This window comes from Streptomyces sp. MBT53 (assembly GCF_016654115.1).
GTDB lineage: Bacteria > Actinomycetota > Actinomycetes > Streptomycetales > Streptomycetaceae > Streptomyces.
The window spans coordinates 1-23,577 of the sequence record NZ_JAEQAZ010000109.1; the positions used below are offsets into that span (position 1 = coordinate 1).

The window sequence follows — 23,577 nt, forward strand, 5'->3', positions numbered from 1 at the left end:
GGGAGCGCGGGACCGTTGTTGCCGCCCCCTCCTCCCCCTCCTCCGCCGGGAGTGCGGCGGCGGCGGGGAAGGGAGATCGGCGGGCGAGGAATACCGGAGCCGCCTCGGCCCCGGCCGCCGCCTCCGCCACGGCTGAGGAGCTTGGTCAACATCGCGCCGGCAACCATGCCGTTGGTGGTGCCGCGGACTCCGAAGATCTGCGCAATCACGCCTCGGAAGTTGAGGCCGACGACGGCCGCGGCGATCGACAGGCCGGAGGAGGGCAGCCAACCGTACTGCTCGAAGATCTGCATGGTGGCGGCCTGCAACGACAGGACCGCGCCGAGGACCATGGTCGCGATGGTCGACTCAAGGGAACGCGCGAGGAGTTGATCGAACCAGGCCAGGCCCCACTGTCGTGGGCGGCCGGGAATCACCCAGAGGCACGCGAAGATGACGCCGGTCAACAGGAGCATCAAGGCGCCGAGGAGGCTCGCCAGGCTGGTGAAGGCGAGGACCAGGACGAGACCGGCGAACAGAATGATGGAGATCAGCGACGGGACGGTGACCATGATTCGCCCGACGGGGCTGTGTCCCTGACGCCAGGTCGTACTAGCGTCGCCGACCGACTCGTCTGTGACATTTTCTTGCAGCCACTTTTTCCGCTTGTCCTTGTCCGCTCCCTGGTCGAGGAGGTCTTTCCCGTACTTCTTGCACGCCTCGAAACTTCCGAATTCCGCGACACACCAGGGAGTTGATACGTAGGCGCGCCACACGGTGTCAGACGATTTGCGGAGCATGTCGTCTCGACCGTTGCCGCTGAATTTCGGCTCGTGGTCGAGCTTGAACGGGAAGTCTCCCGATCCGTCGCCGATTCCCTGCGATGTGGCGTTCAGGCTGACGGATGCTCCGACTTGGCGCACCGAGTCGACGCCGGAAATCCAGGTCGAGGGGCTGGTGAGGAGGGAGACCGCCACCACGCCGGAGATGCCCACCCAGGCGATTTGCGACATGGCTCCGCCGCCGCCACCGCGCTTGTGCTGGACGAACGCGACGAGGCCGCCCACCGCGAGGGCGCTCGGGAGGAGGGTCTCCGTGAGTCCCTTCGCGGCTCCGCCGATGCTGTCGGACATGGCTTTTTCGAGCGGCGGGATAGTGGTCAGTTGGAAAATCCACGTGACGATGACGACGCACGCCTGACCGATCACGGCAATGAACGCCATGGTGATGTCAGCGACGAATTCGGCCATCGGGTCGAGGATGTCCCATTTACCGAAATCTGAGTCGAGCATCCACAGGTTCGGGTTTTGGTAGGTCTCGTAAAGGGTCCCTTGCCCCTTGGGAATGCTGCTGTCGGGTGACGGCATGAGGTCGCCGATTCCGACGGGGTCAATGTCTGCGGCGCTTGCGTGTCCGGCGCACACCATCAAGGTGGTGAGCGCGAACAGAATCGGAATGACCACGTTCCGCAGGCGCGGAACCTGATAGACGAGCACTTTTACCCCCCGGAAAGGGCGGTGCGGACCGGCGAGCCGTGCCCTTCGTCGCCCTCTTGAATGTCTTCGTGCTGGTCGACGAGCCACGTCCCGCGCTCGACGACCAGGCGCAGCGCGCGGCGGGTCGTGGTCGACTCCTTGCCGGGCCACGTGACGGTGTAGGAGACGAGGACGCCGTACCCGGACGGGTGGGCGCCGCTGGCCGGGACCTCGACGAGGTCCGAGACCTTGACGGGGCCGGTGTCGGCGCGGTCGGGCCCGCTGGGCGTGCTGGACGCGATCGTGTTCGGCGTGGAGCCGTCGGCGTACGTCGGCGGCGAGTACGACGGCGAGGGGCTCGACGAGTCGGCGGCCGTCGGTGTCGAGTCCGGGGTGTTGCGCGCGGCGCACTCCTCGACCGTGCCGTCACGCATGGCCTTGGTACTCAGGCGGCAAGCGGCAGTCCAGTCAAGGGCGTTGGCGGCCTTCTGGTAGGCGCTGGCGGCCTTGAGGACGGCGTCCGTCGGGTCCTTCTTCCCGCTGCTGCCCTTGGTGTCGCCGTCGTCCGACGAGGACGAGCACCCGGCCACGGCGAGGATGCCGACGGCGAGGATGCCCGCGGCCGTCGCCGTCTTGCGGTTCATACGTCCACCTTTTCCATGACGGGGCCGTTGCCGGGGAGCTGCGTCGCCTTCGGGCTGGTGTCGAGGAGGTCGAGGAGTTCGAGAGAGGGCACGTCCCACTGCACGGTGGCGCACCGGAAACGGTGGTCCCGGATGACGCAGTGCCCGTGCCTGATCTCGCCGTCCGGCAACAGGCCCACCGAGTGGATGAGCGCCCTCGTGTGCGCGTCCTTGGGTAGTCCGAGGAGCTGCGCCAACGCGTCTTGTTGCTCCGGGGTGGTCAACTGGAATCCCGCAACCGTGCTGAGCTGTTCGAGGACGCCGACGAGACGAACGAGGCTCTCCGGGTCCTGCGTGTCGAGCAAGAGCGCGGTGTGCAGGGCCCTACCCACACGGGCGATGTAGTCGAGGAACTTCGCGCCCTGCTCGGTTTGGGTCAGGACGTGGACCTCCGGCACGGTCACGACCTTGCGCAGGCCGCGCAGGTCCCGGCGGCCCGCGGTGGTGATGCCGAAGGCGAGCATCGAGTGCATGAGGGCGACGCTCAGCCGCTCGGCGGGGTTCCACTCCTTGCGGGACGAGCCGGGCCCGGGCAGGGAGAGGCCCGGCATCTGCACGACCCAGATCCCCGGTTCGGGTGTGATCGGCGGGGCGCTGGTGGTCGGGCGGCCCATGAACGGGGCGCCCAAAGTGTTCTGCGCTAAGTCGTAGAGGGCCTCGCCGGTCTCGCGGCCGAGGTCGTCATCCATCCGCCGCAGGTGCTCAATCACCTTCCAGGTGGCGGGCTGGCCCTCGTTGATGACCGCGTTCACCGCGCGCGTGATCGGGATTTCGGCGCCCCGCTCGCGCAGCCACTCGGGCGTGGCCATGCTGAGCTGTGTGGGCACTTCACCGCGGGCGACGTCGACACCCTCCTCGGCCAGGAGGGTGAACAGGTCCGCGGTGCCGGCGAATCGCTGCCCGGTCTCCACCAAGTGGGCGTTGAGGCCGTAGCGCTGCGCGGCCGAGACGACGCCGCCCAAGTCGCCCTTGAAGTCCAACCCCAGGACGAACGCGCCGCGGTGTGCCGCGTCGAGCATGGCGAGCATGGCCGCCGTGGTCTTGCCGCGGCCACTTCGCCCGACGATTGCTGTTGTCGTCGCGTCGCCGCGGTCACTGCCGGCGGTGATGTCCAGGCGGAAGACGCCGGGGGTGCTGCCGGTGAGGTAGCCGACGATGGGGCCCTCGTCGGCGCCGACCTTGGCGCCGCCCCACCACCAGGAGCCGGACAAGGCGGTGACGTCGCGGACGTGGCCGAGGTCGGGCACACGGAGTTGGTCGCCGGGCTGGCACTCCAACCACATCTCACGCTGTTCGTCCTCGGCGACAACGACCTCGATCCCCATCCCACCGAAGTGGGTGACCACGGCGTCGACCCGGGCCCGGAGGTCGTCGAGGGAGGTCTCGGACGTGACGATCAGCCGCGGGTGATCTTCTACAAGCGTGATGTCCTCGCGGGTCAGATCCCGCTTGAGCCGGGACATGGCGCTCTCGGTCTCCTCGATGTCCTCGCCGGGGTCTTCGGCGCTGCCTTTCTCGGCGCTGTGTCGCTGTTCCTTTGCCGAGCGCCTCACGTCGTCGACCTTCTTCCGCGCCTCCCGCTTGGGCTGCACGCGGAATCTCACGCTCGCCTCGGGGCTGACGGGAAGGATGAGGTCGGCCGCTTCGTCGAGCTCCTCCTCGTCGTCTATGTCCGGCACATAGTTGATCTCGGAGAGGACTCTCAACCACTCGCCGTTGCCGGGGGATTCGAGGTGCTCGGGGAATCCGGGCATGGCGAGCACCGACACCCAGGCCGCCACGTCGCCGTGGGCGTCGACCACCCGAAGGTGGTCCGGGTACGGCAGGAGCCTGCCGCGGGTCAGGGCGGCCACCTTGGCGCCGCTGATGACTCCGGCATTCGCAGCCGGGAGCGGCGCGGCGCGGTGCTGTTCGCGGGAGATCATCCACGCGAGCATTTCCACGCTCGCGGGCTGCGCCTTCCACGGGGAGGACTCAAGGCGGCGGTGAAGGCGGCGCATCTGCGCGTCGAGGCGGGCGAGTTCGCGCGAGGTGACGTTCGAGGAGAGACCGAGTCCCTCTTGAATGCCCTTGCGGCTGAGCTTGGCAGCCTGCCCGGCCCGGTCGGTCAGCCGGACACCGAGCAGAAGGTGACGGGTCGGCAGGCTGATCTGTTCGAGGCGGCGGATGCGCAGGCTTGCCCACTCGTCCCAGGCCCCCGCGTTGAAGAGCTCTTCAGCCTCGGCCGCGTAGTCCTCGGCGTGCAGCGGGGACCACAGAACCCGCAAGTGGCACTCGTAGCCGACCAGAATCCGCGCGAGCGCTGAATCGGCCTGGTCGAGCTCGGCGTCGCGGGCGGTCTCGCTCATCAAGTCGGTGTTGGACGAGGCGAGGACGTACCACGCTTCGGTGTGGTCGTCAGTGACCACGAGTCCATCACTCAGGGCGACGTACTGGGGGGCGGCGGCCGAGCGGTCGCTCCCCACGCCGACGAAACTCCCGAGCCTGCGAAGCACCTTCACAACTTCCCCCTTTGTTCCATTGCCTTGCGTCCGTACGCCTTGACCACGGCATCGGGCCCGAAGAGGCGGGGACGGGCGGCGAGCCGGATCGGCGCGCCGGCACCCTGCGGGATGGACTCCTCATCACCGAGCCACCGCTCGATGGGCCCGCCGAGGGGCGAGTCGACGAGGAATTCGAGGCGGGTCCCCCACCGGGCGCGGCGGTTCATCCACTCGCTTCGGGTGGCGGCGCGTCGGCCGCCGCTGACGATCGGCCGGTGACCGAGGACGAGATAGCGGATGCCGATCGCCCATTGAGTGATCTTCCATCGCCGGTCGATGGATGCTCGCTGCGCGCCGTAGACGGTGACGATCAGCGGCGGCAGGAAGTAGGCCGTAAACGAGGGCTTGCTCGGGGCGCCGAAGACCAACAGCATGACCGCCCACCACACGCCATTGAGGACCAGGCCCATCACGAGCGGGCGGCGCGGCGCCCCTTCCCCCAGGTCGATACCGAGAATCTCGTGTTGCTTCGTCTCCAGCGCGAAATGTTGGGTGTACGTGTTACCCACTCGCATCAGGCGGACCCCGAGACCTTCCCCCAGATGCCCGTCAAGACGTCTTGGACGGTGTCGGGGGCCCAGACGTAGGCACCGACGAAGACGGCCGCCACGCCCATGGTGACCATCTCGCCCCATTCCTTTTTCATGAAGTGGCCCACGCCGCGGACGGCGATGATCGCCGTCAGGATGTTCCCGGCGACGAGGAGAACCCAGTCCTTCAACTCGCCGCCGGTGGTGAGCCCTGCGGCGAGGACGACACCGGTTGTGGCGTCGGCCCGGTAGGCGTGCGGACTGGTGGCGCTCGTCGCCCACAGGGCGAGTCGCACTCTGACGGCGGACAGCGCGGCCGGGGCCGCGCGGCGGAGGTATGGCAACACGGGTTCGGTTCCCCCTTGGTGAAGTGGTGCGCTGACCGGGGCGCATGACAGCGGCTCATGTTTTATGAGCTGGGGACATACGGTCACAGCGAGCCCCCGTGAACGTCGGCGACTTGCCACCGCGCGGCGTCGCTGGACGACACGCGCGTGAGGGTGACGCGGTAGGTCTGCTCGACGGTGGCCCCGCCGAGAGTCCAGGAGACGACCGCGGTCCCGGTGCGGTCGCTGCCACTGCCGTCATCGACCGACCAGGACGACAGATCCTTGTACGTGATGCCGGAGGGCAGGGCCGGGACGCTCGCGCCGGGGGCGGTGACGGTGTCCGTGTCGCCCGAGGCGTAGGCCCCGAAGAACTTCTCAACGACGCTTTGCGTCTGTGTGCTCAGCTCCGTGTCGGCGTGCGCCGTCGACAGGTCGGGGGCCTTGGGGCCGTGCGCCGGGATGCCGACGAGGCCGGGGGCCCCGGTGACGATGACCCGGCCGGAGGTCTCGACAACGGGCACGTCGAGGCCGACCCATCGGGCGGCCTCCTCGGTGGTGGTCTTCTTCCCCTTGGTGGTGGTGACCGTCTCGGGACGGATCAGCACCTCGACCCGTACGCGGGCCTGTTCCTGTTTGCCGTGGGTCACGGCTCCCGGCTGGACGGCTAGCACGGCCTGGTTGCCGTGGCCGTCCCATCCCATGGTGGTGTCGGAGTCCGCCGGCAGGACGGAGGCGAGGAGCTCCGCCCGCCCGTCCGGCTGGTCCTCGTCGAACGTGAGGTACGCGCGGGCGAACCGGGCGGCCACGGCTTGCGCCTCCTCGTCCGGGTAGGCCGCGGCTTGGGTCGTGGTCGCCTTGGGGGCGGGCGCCGTCGTCTTCGCGGGGAAGAACCATTGCCGCACTCCGGTGATGGCCGCGAGCACGACGACGAACCACAGCAGACCGCGGCCGAAGCGTCGGGCGAACGCGGCGCCGGACTTCTCCTCTTGCGGCACCCAGGGCGTGACCGGCTTCGCGGCGCGCACGGGCGGCGGCGAGGGCGGAGCGGTCACGGTCGCGCCTGCCTGTTGTTGGCGCAGTCGGTTACCTGCGGACTCCCACGGGTTCGCGGGCCCGGTGGCCGGTTCGCTCTGCTGAGGGACACCCGCCTTCGCGGGCTCGCCGGTCTTCGCTGGTTCCGGCAGACCCGCAATCTTCCGCAGGACGCTCCCAAACGACGGCACCGCGCAACCTCCCCCAGAATCAACCAACTTTCCCCGCACAGGTGATCGACCCTATGTCGGGAGTGATCAAAGCGTCAAAGAAGTTCGTAACCAAGCTGCGCATGCTGTGCCCAACCTGTGACACGTGCCCAGCGGCGATGATCAAGGGCCGCTAGAGTGCCGCCCCGAACCGACAACGAACGGGAGACACAGAGGGGTGCGCATACGCCGGGGACGTCTGCGAAAGCTGCGACTTTCACGCGGCTGGACACAAGGTGAATTGGCCGTACAGGTGGGTTGTTCTCGCAGTGCCGTTTCCACTTGGGAGACGACCGGCCGCCCTCCTCGACCGAACCGACTGCAACGCCTTGCCCGCGTTTTCGGGGTTCCGGTTGGATACCTTATCGAGTCCGGCCACTCTTCGATTCTTCGTCGCCTGCGTACGTCGGCGGGACTGCTGCAAAGGGACGTCGCGCGCCTATTGAAAGTGTGCGCTTCGACGTATTGCGACGTCGAGACCGGACGCCAGGAGGTACCGGAAAGATGGGTTCCTATCCTGAGTGAGCGGTACGACGTCGCGCCGGACATAATCCGGGGATTACCGGTGAGGGATGAGAGCAATAACGGCGGCGGGGGTACGGGTTCGTGATCCGTACCCCCGCCGGAGTCTTTCCGGACGTTCCTACTTCAGCCCCTCGTAATGCTCTTTCCAGAGATCGGCGCATCGCCGGTTAATGAGGTCGACGGATGTTCCGGCACCTCCGTACAGAATGACGCCGAGAGGTTCCTCGCGTATGGCCGACTTCCCGAAGAGGTTTGCCGCTGAATCGGCAACATCGTTCAGGAGTTGGTTTGCCCGGTCGTTGTCGACAGGCGGGATAGACCATCTCATGTGCCAGCCCGAGCCGACGAGAGCGGGCGCGGTCTCGGCGTACTCGTCGCCGGAGTATGCGCGCATACGTCCGTGAACCAGATCAATGGAGAGGAACGCCCGGCTCCCGCTTTCGAGGTCGTTCCCCCCTCGGGTGAGATAGTCACGTGCGATCTCTTGACCGGCGGCCTTTTCAGGCACTCGGCGCCCCCTCGTCTTCCTTGTCCCCTGCGTTCTTGCGAGGGGTGGTGTTGTTCTTCTCCTGCCATGCCACCCATTCCGCATGCCACGACTTGAGTTCCTCCTCGCTGTAATAGGAGGTCTGGCCGTCGCTCACGCCTTCGGGAGCCTTGATTCCGCGTGCTTCGCCGCGCTTGAAATAGGTTCGAGTGGTCGATGCCTTCCACGGGAGAATGCCGAGTTGGAACGCGTCGGCGAGGCTGTACGTCTCGGGGAGCTCCTCCTCCTGGTCCTCGACCTTGGCGAGCTCCAGCCCGCCGCCGGCACCTGTCGTGCCCCCTGTCGCGTCGGCTGTCGTGAGGACTGCTGTCGTGTGCTGTGAGCTGGGCGTACTCCCTGTGATCCCCAGTGCTCCCGTGAGCACGACAGCGGGGAGGCTGGCCGGGCCGTACTTGCCGCCGGGAAGGAACGCGGCCGTGGCCGCGGTGGCATTCACCTCGTCCAGGAGCTCGGGGGTGATCCAGGGCGCCATATGCCCGGCGTCGAACCACTCCGGTGCCGGTGCGCACTGGGCGAGGAGTTCCCGAACCTGCGGTGTGATGTATGAGGGCTGAATCTCTCGGACGTAGACGTAATCCGCCTCCGGGTCTTTCCGCTGGTCCGAGTAGGCGCCACGTCCCGCGATCTCAGTATCGTATGGAATAACGGGCGTGCTCTGGCCGAATGCGACACTCCACGAAATACGATCCTGCTGGCCGACAGCGATTTTTGTTCCGATCTGTGCACGCTCCATCGTGCCACCGAAATAGGTGTTGGCGAATTGCTGCGTCCCGACCACGACGCGATGGTTTGAGGAGCGGCCTTGCAGCAGAATGATTGATAGCCAGTCAAGGAAAGGCGGGGTTCCCTTTCCTTTGAGACCGTAGCGCCACCACGTATAAGCGAACTTGATCAAGGTCGGAAGTTCGTCAACGACAAGAATCCGGGGAACGAGTTGGGAACGAAGCGCCGGATCGGCCCCCCTTCCAACGGCAGCTTCGGCCGCCATCATGGAAGTGAGGAACTCAGCGAACGCCGCGACACATTCGCGCACAGTTTTGTGAATCCGTACGCCAGAGAATCCCTCGGCCTCGGCGAGAGAATTTCTTTTGGTGTCGAGGATGTCGATAAGCTCGCCATACTGGCGGCCGTGGATCACCGGAATGTAAAGGACCGTGGACTTACCGGAGCCTGTGGAACCGGCTACGCCCCAATGCGGCGTGGCGGTGCTGGTTCGAACCTCCGCTTCGACGATCCGGTCACCCTCGATGGCGAGGCCGACGAAGACACGGCGGGGATCACCTGTCGACTTCCAGGGGACAAAGTCAGGGAGGACGGGCTTGGGCACGGGCTTGGGCTTGGGCGTCCACCGGACGTAATGCTCTTTTCCGGTCCGCTTCCACTCCGGCACCCATTCACCGGGTACGCGCTGCTCGATAACCCGCTCAATCGCGGAAACACCTTCGGGGCCGCCCACCCAACTCACGGGCAGGCGGAGGATGATTTCGGCGCCGTCGGCGGTCATGTCGTCAGGGATCGACAGCCATCTCGCCCGACGTTCCCTGTCCTCCATTCGGAGGACTTGCCGGACGGCCGCCCACACGCCGGGACCGTAGATTTGTCTATCTGTCCACACCGGCTGTACGCGCCACAACCCGAGCCCCGAGGGTCCGGTGAACGCTGCCAGATACGCCGTCACGGCGACTGCGATAAGGGCGAGTTGAGTCTCGCCGGGGTAGCGCCAAAGGCCCCACGCGATCGGCAGAGGCGCCAGGCGGACCGCTGCACGCGCGCCGTACGGCCATCGGTGCCAGAGACGCAGGACGCGCCACAAACCCGCCACGGCGCCGAACAGGGCCCGGACGGGGGCGAGTACGGCGCGGGCAACGCTGCGGGGCCGGTCGGGCTTGTCGAGGGAGACACCGAAGCTGTTGAGGCGGTCGTCTTTGCCGAGCTGGTCGACGGGCGTCTCGGTGGCCTGGTCGTCCGGCAGCGGGGCGCCGGCATGCCACCACGTGGCCTCGCTGCGCGGCTCGGCGACGAGCTCGCGCCCGCCGACGTACCGGCCGATGCCCGCGGCCAGTGAGCCGAAGAACCGTTCAATGCTGCGGTTGAACTCCTTACGGTCCGCGGGCGTGCCCTGGTTGGCCAGGACCGCGACCACGACCAGGGCGCCGAGGGCGAGGCCGCCGAGGCTGAATCCGCCGCCCGGGAGCCCGTCCACGAGGTCCGGGAGGTCCGGAAGGGCTTCCACTGTTCCCCCTTTCTGTCCGCACGCCCGACGAGGGGTGCCCCTTGATCCTCGCGCACAGCTCTGACACGACGCGGCCGGGTTTCCCACAGGCAAGCGCGCCCGGCCCCTGGGGCCGGGCGCGCGGACGGCGATGGGTCGGGGGTAGCGACGGGGGGCATCGAGAGCGAGCTCCCCGAGGCCGGTCAGTCGACGGTCACGGACCAAGCACCGCGCGAGATGGTCAGCGTGCCGTCCGGGGTGATCCGTACCGGAGCCCCGTACACCGGCAACATGCCCTCGCGGTTGAGCCGGTTACGGACCCGTTCCAGTTCGCCCCACAGGCGGCGGGGGCCGCCCTGGTGGACGGTCGGACCGTCGAGGAACCCGGACGCCTGAGCGCGGGCCCAGGAGCCGTCAGCGTGCAGCATCCACATCGTCCGCGCGTCCCCCTCGTCGGCCTTGCGGTAGTCGATGCCGGGAACGGCGAGTTCGAGCATCGACCACACGTCCCACGCGTCCGGCGGGTACAGCAGCGGGTACCGGGATGCTGTCACCTCCTCGCCGTCCGCGTCTTTGACCTTCTCCCACAGGTCGTCTGTCGGGCGGGGCGGGTAGTCGTCGCCGTGCCGGGTGCGCATGAACCCGGCACCGTCGTATGCGATGCGGCCCACCGCGCTGCCGTCGTCAGTCTTGTCCGCGGTGACGATCAGCCCGGTTCCGGCGATCGTGGTGACCAGTCGACCGCCAGGCTTGAGGGAGGCCAACCACGAGGCCGGTACGGGCCGCACGGACACCGTGGACACGATGCGGTCGTACTCGCCGGGGAGGGGGCCGGTGATGTCGCAGACGGCCGTGTGCGGGTGCAGCCCGATGGCGTCGAGCCGCTGCGTGGCAGTCGTCACCAAGTTCGGGTCCACGTCCACGCTCGTCACCAGCTCGTCGCCGAGCCGCCGGCACACGAGGGCGGTTCCGTATCCGGTGCCCGTGGTCACCAGCACGCGCGAGCCGTCGGCGATCATCGCGTGCCGGTACATCGAGACGACCAGGCCCGGCAAGGTGCTGGACGAGGTGGGCTGTCCTTCGGCGATGGTGCCGGGCTCGGCGTGGTCGGCGTGCAACGGCCCCACCCGGGTCACAAGGGTGCGGTCCGCGTACGCCGCGCGCATCCACGCCTCGGGGTCCGTCTCGCCGTCCCGCAGTACCCATCGGCCGCCGTCGTTCTCCCACCAGCGCGGCACGAGCAGATGCCGGGGTGTGGTGGCGAGGGGTGCGTACCAGCGCGACTCAGGCCGGACCGTATCGGCCGCCAGGCGCCGCGCGTGCGTCTCCCAATCCATAGGGGCCGTCTCCTAGTAGGCGGGGTCACAAGCTTCGGTGTTGGACGGGTCGCAGTCGTTCGAGTCCGCCGGGGTGCACGCTCCCAGCGGATTCGCCCCGGGTGAAGGCATGCACGAGTCCTCGTCCGGGGTACAGCCGCGCCGAGTGCGGGGCGGGATCATCGCCGCCACCTGCGCCCACCTGTCCCCGGCGAACACGGCCGCCAGCCCCTCAACGCGCACGTTCCCCGCCGGGAGGAACCGGCCCAGCACGCACGGGGTGACCTGCCCGTCCGGCATGACCGCCGCCCGTCCCCGGGTGCAGTTCCCGCACAGCTCCGACACGGACGGGATCACCACCTTCGCGGCGTTGCCGACACCGCGAACCCGGTCGGTGTTGATGGCGGTTACGCCGAGCGTTTCGAGGTCGGCGCGCGCCTGGTCGACGCGCTGTCCCTCGTGCACGGCGACGATGCCCACCTGCACGTGGATGCCCCGCCGCAGGGCCTCGATGATGTTCGCGCGGGTCGCAGCGTGGGAGCCCTTGCGGCCGGTCACCCGCTCGTGGTCGGCGGGCACATCCGAGTAGTACGACGTCGCCAGGCTCACACGCGGGTGCTCGAACAGCTCCCACAGCGTGAGCGGAACCCGGTACAAGTTGCTGTAGACCTGGACGCCGAGCCCCACGGCCAGGGCGTACCGGAGGAGTTCGGCGAAGTCGGGGTGCTGGGTGGCTTCCCCTCCGATGAACTGGACCTTTTCGACGCCGAGCGCGGCGGCGTCGCTGATGACCGTCTTCCAGTCGTCGCCGGTCATGGTGCCGTGACCCTTCGTGGGTCCCGCCTTCGCGTAGCACAGGGACGGGCAGGTGAGCTGACACTTCTGCGTGATCTCCAGCTCAAGGAACGTGGGAACTACGGGTGTTGCGGGTGCCTCGGGAGTGATCGTCATGGACCTGTTTCCCTTCGGGTCGTCGTGCAACGGTGCCCGGCCGCGCCCCTCACGGGAAGAGCGCGGCCGGGGGCTTGTGGGGCGCCGTGTGACGGCGTCAGTGGCTGGCCGTCAGCTCCTCGGCGGTCTTGGCCAGAAGCGCCGCGGAGGCGTCGGTGTCGTGGCTGAGGACCAGCGAGCGGCGCGGCAGCCGGGCCAGGTGCTCGGTCAGAGCCTCGGTGCCGGTCGTGGTGGTGGGGGTCAGGCCGAAGATGTCGGGGTAACGGTCCTCGGTCTTGTCATCGAAGATGTCCGCCTCGGTCAGCCGCCGGTCGCTGCCGACGGGGGCCGGTGTCGCCCCCGGGTCCATGGTGGGGAAGAGCAGCCCGGCCACGTTCGCGCTGATGCTGAGGGTGAGGCCGAGCCACGTGGAGAGTTGGTCGGGGAAGAACTGGGGCTTCAGTTCCTTGCCGGTGTCCTTCCACAGGGGTTCGCGGCGGCCGTCCATGAGGGCCTGGGTGACGGTGGGGTGCTGGGTGGGGTGGAGCTGTCCGCCGGCGAGCACCTTTTCGCGTACCTGGTCGTACAGGCCGGTCGCATCGAGTAGGCCGAGGCCGAGCGCGGCGGCGGACGGCCACGGCAGCACCCGCACCCGGCCGTCCGGCTCGGGTCGGACGAACACGCGGTCGTTGGCCAGCAGTCCCCATCCGGCGCGGGCGAGGAGGAGGGCGCTGGTGGTCTTGCCCGCGCCCTTGTCGCCCAGGGTCAGGACCGCGTCCCCGTTCTGGGTGGCGGCGGAGGCGTGCAGCACGGTCCAGCCCTCGGCGAGGAGCTGGCCGCGCACGAGTTCGCGGGCCAGGCGGGCGGCGGCCACCGCTACCGGCTCGGGCTCGTCGCCGACGATGACCAGGCGGCGGCCGTTGGCCTGGTAGCCGATCCGCTCATCCGGCTGCACCGCGTACGTGATCCCGTCGTGGCGGGCAACGAGGGTGCGGGCGTTGGCGTAAACGGTCTCGTCGTGGCCGTAGTCGCGGACCAGGGTGGCAATGTCGTCCACGCGGCCGGGGTCGGTGTCGGCGAGGACCAGGCCGCCGCTATCGGCGATGCGGTCCGGGGCCGGGGCGTCGATGGTTCCGGCGTTCCACCAGGGGCCGAAGTACCGGCGCGACCAGTCGGCCACGGCCGGGGTGAGGCTGGCGACCGTGACGGTCGCGGTGTCCGCCGCGATACGGGTTGCGGTCAGGGGCACGTGGGGGCTCCTTGCTGCTCGTGATGGATGATCGTTTGGTAGGTGGCTTCGAGTTTCGTGCGGGCCGTGAGCAGGTCCGCTGTCTCGTGCGCGTCCAGCTCCGGGGGCTGAACAGTCGGCTGACCGGCGCGGATGTGCAACCGGATTCCGAGCCACACGCCCGCGCGGTTAACGGACAGGGCATCGGTGCCGTCCTCCTGGTCCAGGAGCTTGCGCAGGGCGGACAGGACGGCGGCGGCCGGGCCGTGCCGGGTGCGTCCGATCCCGGCGTTGATCCGGCGAGGGCGCCCGGCGAGTTCGGCGCGCACGAAGTCGAGGGGCACGGTGCACGGGGCGCCGTGGATGGTGGTGGTTGAGGCGCAGATGACCGCGCCGTCTCCGTGCTCGCCGATCACGAACCCGTTCACCGCTTCGACCGGCACCCGATGGTGGGCGGCGAGCGCGGCGCGGTAGCGGGCGGTGTCAATCGCCGAGCCGATCCCGTACACGGCCGCGCCGCTGACGGCCGCGAACAACCGGGACAGGACATCAACAGGGTTGGTGACCATCACCACGGGCCCGCTGTAGCCGCTGAAGGAGCGGGCGAGTTCCGCGATCAGCGGGGCGTTCGCGGCGAGTCCGGCCATGCGCACGTTGCGGGTAGCCGTGTTGGTGAACGTGGCGCGGGGACAGATCACCAGCGCGTCCGCCTGGTCCAGCTCGGCAACGCCCGCGCAGGCGCGCGCCTGAGTGCCGGTGCGGGCGAGGTTGGCCATGTCATCCAGATCGGTGACCAGTCCGGCGGCACTTTCGGCGGTGCGGGAGGCGATCAGCAGCCGATCGCACCAGGGTTCGCCGACGAGGAGCGCGGCGACGGTCTGACCGACGGCGCCGGCGCCGACGATGCCCACCGTGCGGCCGGTCACCGGGCCGCCGCCTTCACCACGGCGCGCAGCGCGAGCCGCCACGCCGCATCCGGATCGGTCGAGGCCGCAAGCTGGGCGCTGACCTGGTCCAGGAGCGTGCACAACGCCTCGGTCTGGTCGACAACAGCTTGGGCGTGCTCGGGCAGCGGCAGGGAGGCCGGGGCGGTGAGATAGGTGGACAGGATGTTGACCGTGTCCATCAGCCACGTCACGAGCAGACGCCGCAGCCACAGGCCGCGCAGGGCGCCGCGCAACGGGCGGGTCTGCTCGGCCACGAACGCGGCGATCCCGTCCACCACGGCGGACGCCGGGGCGTCCACGGGCGGGGCAGCGATCAGCGCGAGGAACGTGCGGGAGACCAGCTTTGCGGCGTCGTGGTGGACGGGCCCGCGGGCTAGGCCCGGATCGATGAACACCGGCTGTTCGTCCGGCCCGTCGGGGAACAGGACATGTTCCGGCTTCAGATCGCCATAGACGATCACGGTCGGACTGATCGGCGGGGCGAGACGGAGTTTCAGCAACCGGGCGACGACCGCGCCGACCACGGCAGCGACGCCCTGACGGGTGCGCTCGTCCAACCGGTCAAGGCCGAGGCGTGCGATGTAGAGGCGGCCGGATACGCCGTTGAACTTCCGGCGGAACGTGCTGTCGATGCTCCGCTCCGGGATCGGCGCAGCGTCGACCTGGGCGGCCACCTGCGGGTGCTGAAGGCCTTGAAGGCCGGTCACGGCCACGCTGAGCAAGTCCCCCGTCCGGGCCGGTTCCTTGGCGATCAGATCGGCGAGGGACGGGCCGGTGACGGGCTCGGTAAACAGCACCCCGGCCGCGTAGCCGGCACATCGGGCGACCCGCACCCCGGCCGCGTCCAGGGTGCGCAACTGTGCGGCTTCCCGCGCGAGCAGAGAGGCGGGTGAGGTGGCGTAGGCGGCCTGCGCCGCACGGACCCTGTCCCGGTCCCCCGCGAGGCCACGCAGCACGGAGACGAGGGACAGGCCAAGGATGGAGTCCTTCGCGAACACATCCCGGCCGCCGACTCGGGCGCGGTGCACATAGCCAGTGACCGAGGGGACGTGATCGCCCAGGGCCAGCGGTTCGTCAGGCCACAGGTCGGCTGCGGCGCGGTGTATCCGGTCGGTGCTGAGCGCGAACAGGTCGGCGGGCTGCGGTAAGGCGGTGCCGTTCAAGGTGCCTCCTCGGCGATCAGCGGGAGCAAGGCCCGGCCGGGGCGGGTGGAGCAACCAGACGCCCCGGCCGGGGACTTCGTGTGGCCGCCCGCCCCGAGGGGAGAAGGGAACAGGGCGGGCGGCCAGTGGCCCGGAGGCGACGGGGGCGTCCCCGCGCGGCCGGTCTTGCCTGGCCATTAACGCGCAGGGGCCGGGCGTGGATTGGGGCCTCGGGACGGGACAGAGCTTGGACCGGCGGCCGGGCGGGACCGTCACGCACACCGCCCGGCCGCCGGAGATCAGGTGTGGCCGTAGGCGAGCACCGCGGCGACGAAGGCCGCGACCGCGACGACGAACAGGAGCTGGGCGGTCACCTGCCGCCAGCCGATCCGGGTCCGCCGCCGGCGCGGCGGCCGGGCGGCCCCCTCCAGCGCTTCCAGCACCTTGTCTAAGCCGTCGAGGGGCATCACGGGTCACGGGCCGACCTTGAGCTCTGCCCAGCACCGTTTGCCCCACGGGCGGCGGTGCGGGCCCACAAGGTCGTAGCCCCACTGGTCGGAGAGGGCGTCGACCAGGACCAGGCCCCGGCCGGACACGTCGCCCTCGCCCGGCGTGCCCAGCTCGGGCGTGCAGTGCGGGGAACGGTCCACCACGGCCACATACACCCGGTCATCGCGCGGCCGGTCCACGATGACCCGTACGGACGGGCCCCAGGCGTGCCGGACCGCGTTGGAGGCCAGCTCCGACACCACCAGGGCCGCCGTCTCCGTCACGTCATCCGGGAGCGCCCACGTGGCGCATGCGGCACGCGCCAGACGGCGCGCTATGGCCGCCGTCCCCTCCGTGCGAGGGTGGGTTTCTGAGTAGCCCTGGTGTCCGGTGGGCCGTGGTCGTGTTGCTGCGCGCGTGGTCATCGCCGCCGCCCTACGTCTACTCGACTGTGGGGAGAGCACGCGGCCATCCCCCACGGGGGCAGGGGACGACCACAGCCCGAACAGGCGTGCAACTACGTCGAGTTGAGCACCGCCGACGTAACGTCACCGCCGATGGCAGAATGCATCCTGCGCAACCCAACTGGCAACCTTGGCACCGGAATTCGCAAGAGAAAGAACCTACGTTCGATGTTCTTGCGCACCTACGGGGTGCCAAGCTGCACCCGGCCCTTCAACTACTGCACCTTGGAGGTGTGGAATAGCACCATGCCGAATGTGCGAGCAGTCCCCACGCTCCGCCGGCGCCGACTCGGCGAGGCGCTGCGTCACTACCGGAACCACGCAGGCCCCGACGGCACGAGCGTCAGCCTGGAGAAGGCCGCTGCACTGATGGGCTGGGACGAGTCCAAGATGTCCCGCATCGAGAACGCGCGGGCGAGAATGCCCCCGCAAGACGTGAGCCGCCTGCTGGGGCTCTATAAGGTCACAGACCCCGCCATCGTCACCGCCCTTGAGGCACTGGCCCGGGACGCCGGGAAACAGGGCTGGTGGCAGCCGTACGGCGATCTCGTCGCCAGCAGCTACAAAGACTTCATCTCACTGGAGTCAGACGCGGAGTCGGTACACCTCTACACCCCCAACCTCATCCCCGGACTCCTTCAGACCGGCGCCTACGCACGGGAGATCATCACCGCAACTGCGATCACCCGCAGCTCAGAGGAGGTGACCGCGCTCGCCGAGGTACGCAAGACCCGCCAGGCCATCCTCACCACACGGGCAGAAGGCCCGCTGAAGCTCTGGGCGATCATCCACGCTGCTGCGTTGCACCAGCGCTTCGCCGCAGCACCCAGCCTCATGCGTGACCAGCTCCGGCACCTGATCGACATGGCAGACGTTCCCACCGTCACCATTCAGGTCATGCCGATGGACGCCACCCCACACCCCGGACTCTTGGGGCTCTTCGAGGTCGTACGCTTCCCGCGCCCATGGCCCACCGTGGTCCACCTGGAAAACCTCCGCGGAAGTTCCTTCGTCGAGGGAACCGACGACGTGAAGGTCTTCGAGGCCGCATTCGAACGGGTCACCGCAGCCGCACTCTCCGTGGACGACTCACGGGAGGCGATCAAGGAAATCATGGAAAGGAACGGAACGTGAATACCGACCGAAAGGGCGTCCTGTACGCAGGGGACATCCCCGGGGCCGTGTGGCGCAAGGCGTCATACAGCAACGGTGGCGAGAGCTGCGTTGAGGTCGCGGACGTCCGCACATCCATCCCCGGGACCATCGCAGTACGAGACAGTAAGGACCCTGATGGGCCCGCGCTGACCTTCCCCGTCGCCGCATTCACCGCCTTCGTGGACGGCACAGCCGCCGACGACTTCAGCGCTCGCTGAGCCGTCCCGCACCAGCACGCGAGGCCCGTCCCCAGGAGAGTTGGGGGCGGGCCTCGCTCGTTCGTACGAGGGGAACCTACCCACCAGCACCAGCAGGCACCCCGCTATCCGAGGACCCCTCACCGCCCCCAGAACCCCGCGCCTTGACTCCGGGAGCGGACACTCCGACGGTCTCCGTAGGGACCGGCTCATGCACGGGCTGCCCGGCCAGGGCCAGAGCCCGAACCTGACGGATCAGCAGCGGCACCACTGCGGCAAGCACGATCACCAGGGCGCCGCCCGCGAGGGTGCCGCGGACTCCGACGGCGCGCGAGACCGGGCCCGCCAGGAGGTAGCCGAACGGTACCGGGACGAGCTGCCCGAGCGTCGAGTACGACAGTGCCCGGCTCAGCCGGTCGGCCGGGATGCGTTCCTGTACCAGGCCGGACCATACGGTCATGCTGACGGCGAGACCGGTTCCGGCCGCCGCCGTCGCAGCGACGAGCACCGGCAGCGGGGCGGCGGCGGCCATCGCGGCGAGCGGCAGCGCGAGCGACCCGGTACCCACGCACACCACCCGGCCGACCATCCGGGGCCGCCACATCAGCGCGACCGCGGCCCCGGCCACCAACCCGGCCGTGAACCCGGAGACGACCAGGCCCCACAGTCCGGCGCCGCCGAGGAACCGCTCGCCGTAGACCGGGCCGAGGAGCTGGTACCCGACCAGCCACACCGGCACGACGAATGCACCTTGTACGACCATCACCCACAGCCAGCGGCAGGAGCGGAAGTCGGTCCAGCCGTCCCGCAGATCGGCCAGGCACCCCGTTTTCACCTTCACCGCGCCCGGCTTGAGGTCGATCCGGGCGAACAGGAGGGCCGAGGCCGCGAAGGTGGCCGCGTCCCATCCAATGGCCCAGGCCGACCCGAACGCGGCGACGAGGAGACCACCGAGGGCCGGCCCGCTGACCTTGACGAGGTTCTGCGCGATCTTCAGGAGCGCGTTCGCCGCGTGCCGGGCTTCGGCCGGCACCACTTCCTTCACGATGCCGCCCGCGGCCGGGTTGAAGAACGCCGCCGCCGCGCCACAGATCCCGGACATGAACACCAGCTGCCACACCCGGGCCGTCCCGAGCCACAGCAGCACCGCGGCCAGGCCCTCGAAGAACGCGCACACAATGTTGGACCACAGCATGACCCGGGCGCGCGGGACCCGGTCGGCGACGACTCCGCCCACCAGGAGTAGAAGGATCTGCGGCGCGACGCTCGCCGCGAGGACCAGGCCGAGCGCGCCCGCTCCCCCGCCGATGTGCAGTACCGCGAAGGCGAGGGCGATCGGCGAGACCGCCGATCCGGTCCACGACAGCACGCGGGCGGTGAAGTGCAGCCGGTACGGGCGGACCGCGAGGGGCGCCCCCGCTTCCCGGACGCGGGCCGCCCAACCAATCCGGGGGCCAGCCCCCGCCGTCCAGTTCAGCAGCCGCGCTTTCCGCAAGATCCAACTCCCCCCAGGAACAACGAAATCCCGGCGGCGAGACGCCACCGGGAAGACTGCCCCGACTCTAGAGCGCACGAAAGATCATCTGCCGCAGACGCAACAGCCCGCCCCCGAAGAACTCCAGTCCAGCCGAATCCCGTTCTCAAGGTGCAGCGTCGCCGGTCGCAGACGACCGATGAGAGAGCCGAAGGAGACAGCATCCGCCGTCAGCGTTCAGAGCGTGGGCAGACGGTTGAGTGCCTGTGTCTGAACCTCGGGTCTGGAGACTGCTTGAAGCGTCGTGCTGACGTGGGTGGTTGACGCGGGCGTGACTGCGCTGGATTTTGGGCGTTGGGCAAGGTGACATGCGTGCATCGGAATGTCGTGCGGTCCCAGTTCTCGCCGGCGTGGGGTTGGGAACCGCTGGGTCTGGTGACCGCCCTGTCATGGCAGGTGGCCCCTGGTCTTCCCCCTCGAAGGCCGGGGGCTATCGACGTTCGGGGGGTGAACGCCCGCACCAACACCGAAGCAGCACGGATGAGCACACGCTGAGAGTCATTCCGGCAGGCGCCGCGCCCGGCTCCCCAGAAGTCGGGCGCTGGCGGTGGGTCAGGATGCCGGCGGGAGGGCGTCGAGGGCGAGCTCCCACGGGTAGGCGTCGAGGTTGCCGCGGCCGGGCGGGTGGGGGGCGTACCCGGGCCCGCTCTGGCCGTCGTCGAGGAGCACGGTCACGCCTGCCTCGCGCAGCTCGGCGACGCTGCGCCGGACGGCCGGGTGCCGGTCCTGGGCATCGTTCCAGTGCGGGAGGGCAACGATGTGCAGCCCCTTGCCGATGCCCTCGGTGATCAGGCCGAGGGCGAGCGTGTCACTGATGCCGGCGGCCCACTTGTTGAGGCTGTTCGAAGTGAGCGGGGCGACGAGGAGCGCATCCGGCGCGGGCAGGACATCAGGCTCCGAGGGGAGCTTGTAGGAGTGCCGGACGGGGTGGCCGGTCAGCTCGCGGAGTTCGTCGAGGTTGCCCTCGGCGTCCTCCGCCATCCATCGATGGGCGTCCGGGGTGAGGATGAGGCAGACGTCCCAGCCCGATTTTTGCGCGGCGCGAATGGGGATGGTGAGGCGTCGGGCGGGCGGGGCGGCGCAGGCGATCACGTACAGAGTTTTCACGTGGGCAGTCCACAGCGTGCGGCGAGCGCCCGCAAGCGGCCCTCAGCCGAACCGGCGCCCAAGAGTCGTAAGTCGTCGACGAGTTGCCGGGTTCGGGGTCGACACCGGACCTCTTCCTCTGCCTCCTGCTCGGCGTCGAGGAGGGCGTCGACCGCCTCGACGCGGCGTCCGGCCTGCGTGAGTCCGTGGGCGAGATCGGTAAGGAGGTGGGCGCGGCGTTCCTTGGGCAGCGCGGCGCGGCGCGGGTTGGGGATGGCGTGGGCGACGGCGACGGCGTCCGCGCCTGCGCTGAGCTGGACGTGTGCGGCGACGCGGTACAACTTCGAGTTGGTGGGACCGAACGCGGTCCACAGGCTGTTGCCGTCGAACCCGAGCTCGTCGGCGTGCTGGTCGGCCTGGTCGAGGAGGTCGGGGACCGCGCGGGCCGCCGCGGCGGCCCGTTTGTCGTCGAGTGCGGCGGCCGTGGCCTGCGCCATGGCGGCCTTGAGGTACAGCATGCCCAACACTGAGGTGCCGTCCTCGCCGCGAGTGCGCAAGTGGGGTCCGAGGCGGGCCGCGGCGCTGATGGCGAACTCGGCGGCGGCGTGGGGTTGGCCGTGCATGGTCATGGCGTCGGCGAGGTGACGCGCGGCCGATGCCATGTTGACGGGGTCCTCGGACCGCTCGGCGGCGGTCACGGCGCGGTGTCCGGACACGAGCGCGAGGTCGGTATCGCCGTACTTGATCGCCGCGCCCTCGATGAGTTCGAGGGTGAAGGAGAGGAGCCGGAAGGCTTCGAGCTGGTCCTCGTGCTGGTGGCGGGCGGCGGCGCGGTTGGTGTCGACGAGGAGCTCGGGGACGAGCCGCCCGAGAGACGCGAAATGCCCCGCTTGAAAGGCGGATCTGGCATGGTCGAGGCGGCCGTGCAGGACCGTGACGGGGAGCGGATCGGTGCCGTCGTCCTCCACCGCTCCCGTGATCACGTCGTGCCGTTGCAGGGTCCGGCGGATCACGTCGAGCTCGAACGAGTCCAGGCATTTGACCGCCGGAGCGGTGGAGAGGAACACTCCGACGTCGACTTGCAGCACGCGGGCCGCGCGCTCGACCACGGAGAGGTTGGGGTCGCGCTGCCGTTCGCCTCGCTCGACATCTTGGGCCCATCTGCGGGACTGTCCCATCAGGCGGCCGAAGGTCTCTTGCGTCATGCGGCGACGGTCTCGCCAGTAGGCGACACGACGCCCGAACTCCTGCGCGTCCATGGACATTGCTCCGGGCCGGAATCACGATGCACGCACTTTGCGTGCCTACAGTCCGTTGTACGCCCTCTACCGTCCAGATATGGCCGAGTCCCAGGAAACCGCTTGTAAGTGGGCCGCGTTCGTCTCCCCCAACGACGCGACCGCCGTCGAGCTGCGCTTGGCCGAGAGCTCTGCAATGAGGTTCGCGCCCTGCGGCATTCACTGGGATGCCGTCGTGATCGCTCCTCTTGAGCGCGGCCTCGCCGCCCTCGATGTTCTCGGCCTACCGCAGGACGAGGGGCATCCCCTGTTCGCCGACTACTGCAAACAAGAGCTGATCGTGCAGGTTCGAGCCGGGACCGCGGCCGATCAGTTCGAGGACGTCCAAGGCGTCCGCCCGCTCTCGCGCGGAGGGTGGGTCATGGTCCCCGACAAGGGGGCGGGAACGACGCATGCCGCATGGATCAGCCGTCCAACTTCCTGGGGAGTGCGCTACGTTGACGCCACCGCGTTGCGCGAGGCACTCCTCACGGCCGACAGACTCGGCGCGCCTGCGCGCTGCTGAACTCCTCGGACAGCTCCCCCCGTGGCTGTCCGAGGTCCCCTCACCGCCCCCGGAGCCTCCGCGCCTTGGCTCCGGGGGCGGCCCCTTTCCCAGGGGTGCCGGCCGTCCTGCAGAACGGCTGGCACCCGGAAAAGGACTCCGTATCCTGGGGGCGGGCCTCCGGTGATTTGAGCACCGGGGGCCCGCCATCGTTCCCGGCCCCACCAGCCCCGCCATTCGCTCGGCTCATCCTTTATGAGCTGGGGACATATGGCGTAGACCGACAAGGCACGCACATTGCGTGCCATCCTCGGGCCCGGCTGCCCTTACCGTCCCGTCATGGCGCATGTACCCAACGGCACACCGCACCCCGAAGGGGGCGGTTCCGTGCATCTTCCAGTCGTACGCGGCTCCACCGAGTCCGCGGTCGAGTCGCCCCGGATCGGCGGCAGGCCGCCGCTGTTCGCTACGGATCTCGTTCGCACCCTCGATGTGGCCCGAGACGTCGTGAGCGAGCTCGGCGACGAGGAGACGAGCGACGTCTCGGTGTCCGCCCTTACAGCCCTGGTGTGCACGGGCGCGACTCCGGCCGACGCGCTCCAAGCGGCGGCCGATGCCGCTCGGCGCGCCCCCACTCTTGAGCCCCACGGTCTCTCGCTCGCCCGCACACCCGGGCCGGTCGAGGGCATGTGGGAGTACACGCTCACCATGACCGTCAGCACGCGCGACCCGCTGACCGGCGAGTACGGCGGCCACACCCACCACGGCGACCCGCCGAGGAGCAAGCCGTGAGTTCGGCGGCCCGCACGTACCGGCTCCGGGAATTCGACGTCACCACTCAACCCGGCGTCAACGCGGACGAGTTGGCCTATCCCGAGTTTCAGGCGGTGTGCATCACGGGGGACAACGCTGCGTGCGGCCAGACGTCCGGCCTGGTCGAGGACGTTGCCGAGGTCACCGAATGGATGGCGAGGCACACGCGGGACACCGGACATCAGCAGTTCCGGCACGCGTATTGGGTGTACGTCACGGTCGAGCCGGGGGCGTGGAAGTGATGGTGACCGAGGAGCGACGGGCGGAGTTGTGGGAGCGCGCCGAGCGAATACGGATGGGGTTCGACGCGGTCCGCCTGACGCGCGAGGCCCTCGCCCGGGAGCGCGAGCAGCAGCTCGCGGCGAGCGCGCCCCCCACGTAAACCCGCCCCACCACATGCCAGCGCCCGGCTCCCTATCGACGGTCAGGG

Annotated in this window: 25 protein-coding genes; 7 read left to right on the forward strand and 18 right to left on the reverse strand. The window is 69.2% G+C overall.

All coding sequences use genetic code 11. The features are described from left to right. The 6 genes from JHN45_RS32325 to JHN45_RS32350 form a co-directional block, all read right to left on the reverse strand. The coding region (locus JHN45_RS32325) for a hypothetical protein (protein ID WP_374195653.1) at nucleotides 1-1,475 on the reverse strand (1,475 nt) is incomplete at its 3' end. A 2-nt stretch (nucleotides 1,476-1,477) separates the two neighbouring features. Continuing rightward, nucleotides 1,478-2,098: a hypothetical protein gene (locus JHN45_RS32330; RefSeq protein WP_201052361.1), complete on the reverse strand. Its 621-nt coding sequence runs from the start codon at nucleotides 2,096-2,098 to the stop codon at nucleotides 1,478-1,480. Further along, the gene (locus JHN45_RS54480; protein ID WP_201052364.1) at nucleotides 2,095-4,638 is read right to left on the reverse strand and encodes an ATP-binding protein; all 2,544 of its coding nucleotides are present in this window, start codon (nucleotides 4,636-4,638) and stop codon (nucleotides 2,095-2,097) included. The genes JHN45_RS32330 and JHN45_RS54480 overlap by 4 nt, the downstream gene beginning before the upstream one ends. After that, the gene (locus tag JHN45_RS32340; RefSeq protein WP_201052366.1) at nucleotides 4,635-5,195 is read right to left on the reverse strand and encodes a hypothetical protein; all 561 of its coding nucleotides are present in this window, start codon (nucleotides 5,193-5,195) and stop codon (nucleotides 4,635-4,637) included. The genes JHN45_RS54480 and JHN45_RS32340 overlap by 4 nt, the downstream gene beginning before the upstream one ends. Continuing rightward, a complete protein-coding gene (locus JHN45_RS32345; protein WP_236584346.1) occupies nucleotides 5,195-5,557 on the reverse strand; it encodes a hypothetical protein in 363 nt (120 codons plus the stop codon). The genes JHN45_RS32340 and JHN45_RS32345 overlap by 1 nt, the downstream gene beginning before the upstream one ends. Nucleotides 5,558-5,640: 83 nt before the next feature. Next, complete coding sequence (locus tag JHN45_RS32350) at nucleotides 5,641-6,591, reverse strand: conjugal transfer protein (RefSeq protein WP_201052368.1); 951 nt, start codon at nucleotides 6,589-6,591, stop codon at nucleotides 5,641-5,643. Between the two features lie 367 nt (nucleotides 6,592-6,958). Between JHN45_RS32350 and JHN45_RS32355 the strand changes: the two genes are divergently transcribed. Next, a complete protein-coding gene (locus tag JHN45_RS32355; RefSeq protein ID WP_201052370.1) occupies nucleotides 6,959-7,390 on the forward strand; it encodes a helix-turn-helix transcriptional regulator in 432 nt (143 codons plus the stop codon). Nucleotides 7,391-7,423: 33 nt separating this feature from the next. On the opposite strand, the gene JHN45_RS32360 is transcribed toward JHN45_RS32355, so the two are convergent. The 9 genes from JHN45_RS32360 to JHN45_RS32400 form a co-directional block, all read right to left on the reverse strand. Continuing rightward, entirely contained in the window at nucleotides 7,424-7,813 is a 390-nt protein-coding gene (locus tag JHN45_RS32360) for a hypothetical protein (RefSeq protein WP_201052372.1), read from the reverse strand. Then, a complete protein-coding gene (locus tag JHN45_RS32365; protein WP_201052374.1) occupies nucleotides 7,806-10,085 on the reverse strand; it encodes a type IV secretory system conjugative DNA transfer family protein in 2,280 nt (759 codons plus the stop codon). Before JHN45_RS32365 ends, JHN45_RS32360 begins: the two co-directional genes overlap by 8 nt. Before the next feature lie 182 nt (nucleotides 10,086-10,267). Further along, nucleotides 10,268-11,401, reverse strand: a complete 1,134-nt coding sequence (locus JHN45_RS32370) for a protein-L-isoaspartate(D-aspartate) O-methyltransferase (protein WP_201052375.1) — start codon at nucleotides 11,399-11,401, stop codon at nucleotides 10,268-10,270. Between the two features lie 12 nt (nucleotides 11,402-11,413). Continuing rightward, nucleotides 11,414-12,331, reverse strand: coding sequence for a radical SAM protein (locus JHN45_RS32375; RefSeq protein ID WP_201052377.1), 918 nt, complete (start codon nucleotides 12,329-12,331; stop codon nucleotides 11,414-11,416). 97 nt (nucleotides 12,332-12,428) lie between these two features. After that, the gene (locus tag JHN45_RS32380; RefSeq protein ID WP_201052379.1) at nucleotides 12,429-13,559 is read right to left on the reverse strand and encodes a hypothetical protein; all 1,131 of its coding nucleotides are present in this window, start codon (nucleotides 13,557-13,559) and stop codon (nucleotides 12,429-12,431) included. Next, nucleotides 13,550-14,464: a lactate dehydrogenase gene (locus JHN45_RS32385; protein WP_201052381.1), complete on the reverse strand. Its 915-nt coding sequence runs from the start codon at nucleotides 14,462-14,464 to the stop codon at nucleotides 13,550-13,552. The genes JHN45_RS32380 and JHN45_RS32385 overlap by 10 nt, the downstream gene beginning before the upstream one ends. Continuing rightward, nucleotides 14,461-15,648: a phosphotransferase gene (locus JHN45_RS32390; RefSeq protein WP_201052389.1), complete on the reverse strand. Its 1,188-nt coding sequence runs from the start codon at nucleotides 15,646-15,648 to the stop codon at nucleotides 14,461-14,463. The genes JHN45_RS32385 and JHN45_RS32390 overlap by 4 nt, the downstream gene beginning before the upstream one ends. A gap of 278 nt (nucleotides 15,649-15,926) precedes the next feature. Then, nucleotides 15,927-16,097, reverse strand: coding sequence for a hypothetical protein (locus JHN45_RS32395; RefSeq protein ID WP_201052391.1), 171 nt, complete (start codon nucleotides 16,095-16,097; stop codon nucleotides 15,927-15,929). A gap of 3 nt (nucleotides 16,098-16,100) precedes the next feature. Then, on the reverse strand, nucleotides 16,101-16,541 hold the full coding sequence (locus JHN45_RS32400; protein WP_201052392.1) for an ATP-binding protein: 441 nt from the start codon (nucleotides 16,539-16,541) through the stop codon (nucleotides 16,101-16,103). A gap of 132 nt (nucleotides 16,542-16,673) precedes the next feature. Between JHN45_RS32400 and JHN45_RS32405 the strand changes: the two genes are divergently transcribed. Further along, nucleotides 16,674-17,714 (forward strand): helix-turn-helix transcriptional regulator, encoded by a 1,041-nt coding sequence (locus JHN45_RS32405; RefSeq protein ID WP_307783257.1) that lies wholly within the window; start codon nucleotides 16,674-16,676, stop codon nucleotides 17,712-17,714. Next, nucleotides 17,711-17,953: a DUF397 domain-containing protein gene (locus JHN45_RS32410; protein ID WP_307783258.1), complete on the forward strand. Its 243-nt coding sequence runs from the start codon at nucleotides 17,711-17,713 to the stop codon at nucleotides 17,951-17,953. Before JHN45_RS32405 ends, JHN45_RS32410 begins: the two co-directional genes overlap by 4 nt. Nucleotides 17,954-18,029: 76 nt before the next feature. On the opposite strand, the gene JHN45_RS32415 is transcribed toward JHN45_RS32410, so the two are convergent. From JHN45_RS32415 to JHN45_RS32425, 3 genes are all read right to left on the reverse strand, one after another. Then, nucleotides 18,030-19,427, reverse strand: a complete 1,398-nt coding sequence (locus JHN45_RS32415) for an MFS transporter (RefSeq protein ID WP_236584349.1) — start codon at nucleotides 19,425-19,427, stop codon at nucleotides 18,030-18,032. A gap of 591 nt (nucleotides 19,428-20,018) precedes the next feature. Next, entirely contained in the window at nucleotides 20,019-20,573 is a 555-nt protein-coding gene (locus JHN45_RS32420) for a flavoprotein (protein WP_201052394.1), read from the reverse strand. After that, a complete protein-coding gene (locus JHN45_RS32425; protein WP_307783259.1) occupies nucleotides 20,570-21,817 on the reverse strand; it encodes a helix-turn-helix transcriptional regulator in 1,248 nt (415 codons plus the stop codon). The genes JHN45_RS32420 and JHN45_RS32425 overlap by 4 nt, the downstream gene beginning before the upstream one ends. A 73-nt stretch (nucleotides 21,818-21,890) precedes the next feature. On the opposite strand from JHN45_RS32425, the gene JHN45_RS32430 reads away from it, so the two are divergent. From JHN45_RS32430 to JHN45_RS32445, 4 genes are all read left to right on the forward strand, one after another. Continuing rightward, on the forward strand, nucleotides 21,891-22,355 hold the full coding sequence (locus JHN45_RS32430; RefSeq protein WP_201052398.1) for a hypothetical protein: 465 nt from the start codon (nucleotides 21,891-21,893) through the stop codon (nucleotides 22,353-22,355). A 318-nt stretch (nucleotides 22,356-22,673) separates the two neighbouring features. Beyond that, nucleotides 22,674-23,126 (forward strand): hypothetical protein, encoded by a 453-nt coding sequence (locus JHN45_RS32435; protein ID WP_201052400.1) that lies wholly within the window; start codon nucleotides 22,674-22,676, stop codon nucleotides 23,124-23,126. Next, complete coding sequence (locus JHN45_RS32440) at nucleotides 23,123-23,389, forward strand: hypothetical protein (protein WP_201052402.1); 267 nt, start codon at nucleotides 23,123-23,125, stop codon at nucleotides 23,387-23,389. The genes JHN45_RS32435 and JHN45_RS32440 overlap by 4 nt, the downstream gene beginning before the upstream one ends. Then, the gene (locus tag JHN45_RS32445) at nucleotides 23,380-23,529 is read left to right on the forward strand and encodes a hypothetical protein (protein ID WP_201052404.1); all 150 of its coding nucleotides are present in this window, start codon (nucleotides 23,380-23,382) and stop codon (nucleotides 23,527-23,529) included. Before JHN45_RS32440 ends, JHN45_RS32445 begins: the two co-directional genes overlap by 10 nt. Nucleotides 23,530-23,577 lie beyond the last annotated feature (48 nt).

Excerpts from the sequence above, each read along its gene's own strand:
- JHN45_RS32330 (WP_201052361.1), bottom strand. The coding sequence starts at position 2,098 with ATGAACCGCAAGACGGCGACGGCCGCGGGCATCCTCGCCGTCGGCATC.
- JHN45_RS32435 (WP_201052400.1), top strand. The coding sequence starts at position 22,674 with ATGGCGCATGTACCCAACGGCACACCGCACCCCGAAGGGGGCGGTTCC.
- JHN45_RS32370 (WP_201052375.1), bottom strand. The coding sequence starts at position 11,401 with ATGGATTGGGAGACGCACGCGCGGCGCCTGGCGGCCGATACGGTCCGG.
- JHN45_RS32405 (WP_307783257.1), top strand. The coding sequence starts at position 16,674 with ATGGCAGAATGCATCCTGCGCAACCCAACTGGCAACCTTGGCACCGGA.
- JHN45_RS32340 (WP_201052366.1), bottom strand. The coding sequence starts at position 5,195 with ATGCGAGTGGGTAACACGTACACCCAACATTTCGCGCTGGAGACGAAG.
- JHN45_RS32400 (WP_201052392.1), bottom strand. The coding sequence starts at position 16,541 with ATGACCACGCGCGCAGCAACACGACCACGGCCCACCGGACACCAGGGC.
- JHN45_RS32425 (WP_307783259.1), bottom strand. The coding sequence starts at position 21,817 with ATGTCCATGGACGCGCAGGAGTTCGGGCGTCGTGTCGCCTACTGGCGA.
- JHN45_RS32375 (WP_201052377.1), bottom strand. The coding sequence starts at position 12,331 with ATGACGATCACTCCCGAGGCACCCGCAACACCCGTAGTTCCCACGTTC.
- JHN45_RS32430 (WP_201052398.1), top strand. The coding sequence starts at position 21,891 with ATGGCCGAGTCCCAGGAAACCGCTTGTAAGTGGGCCGCGTTCGTCTCC.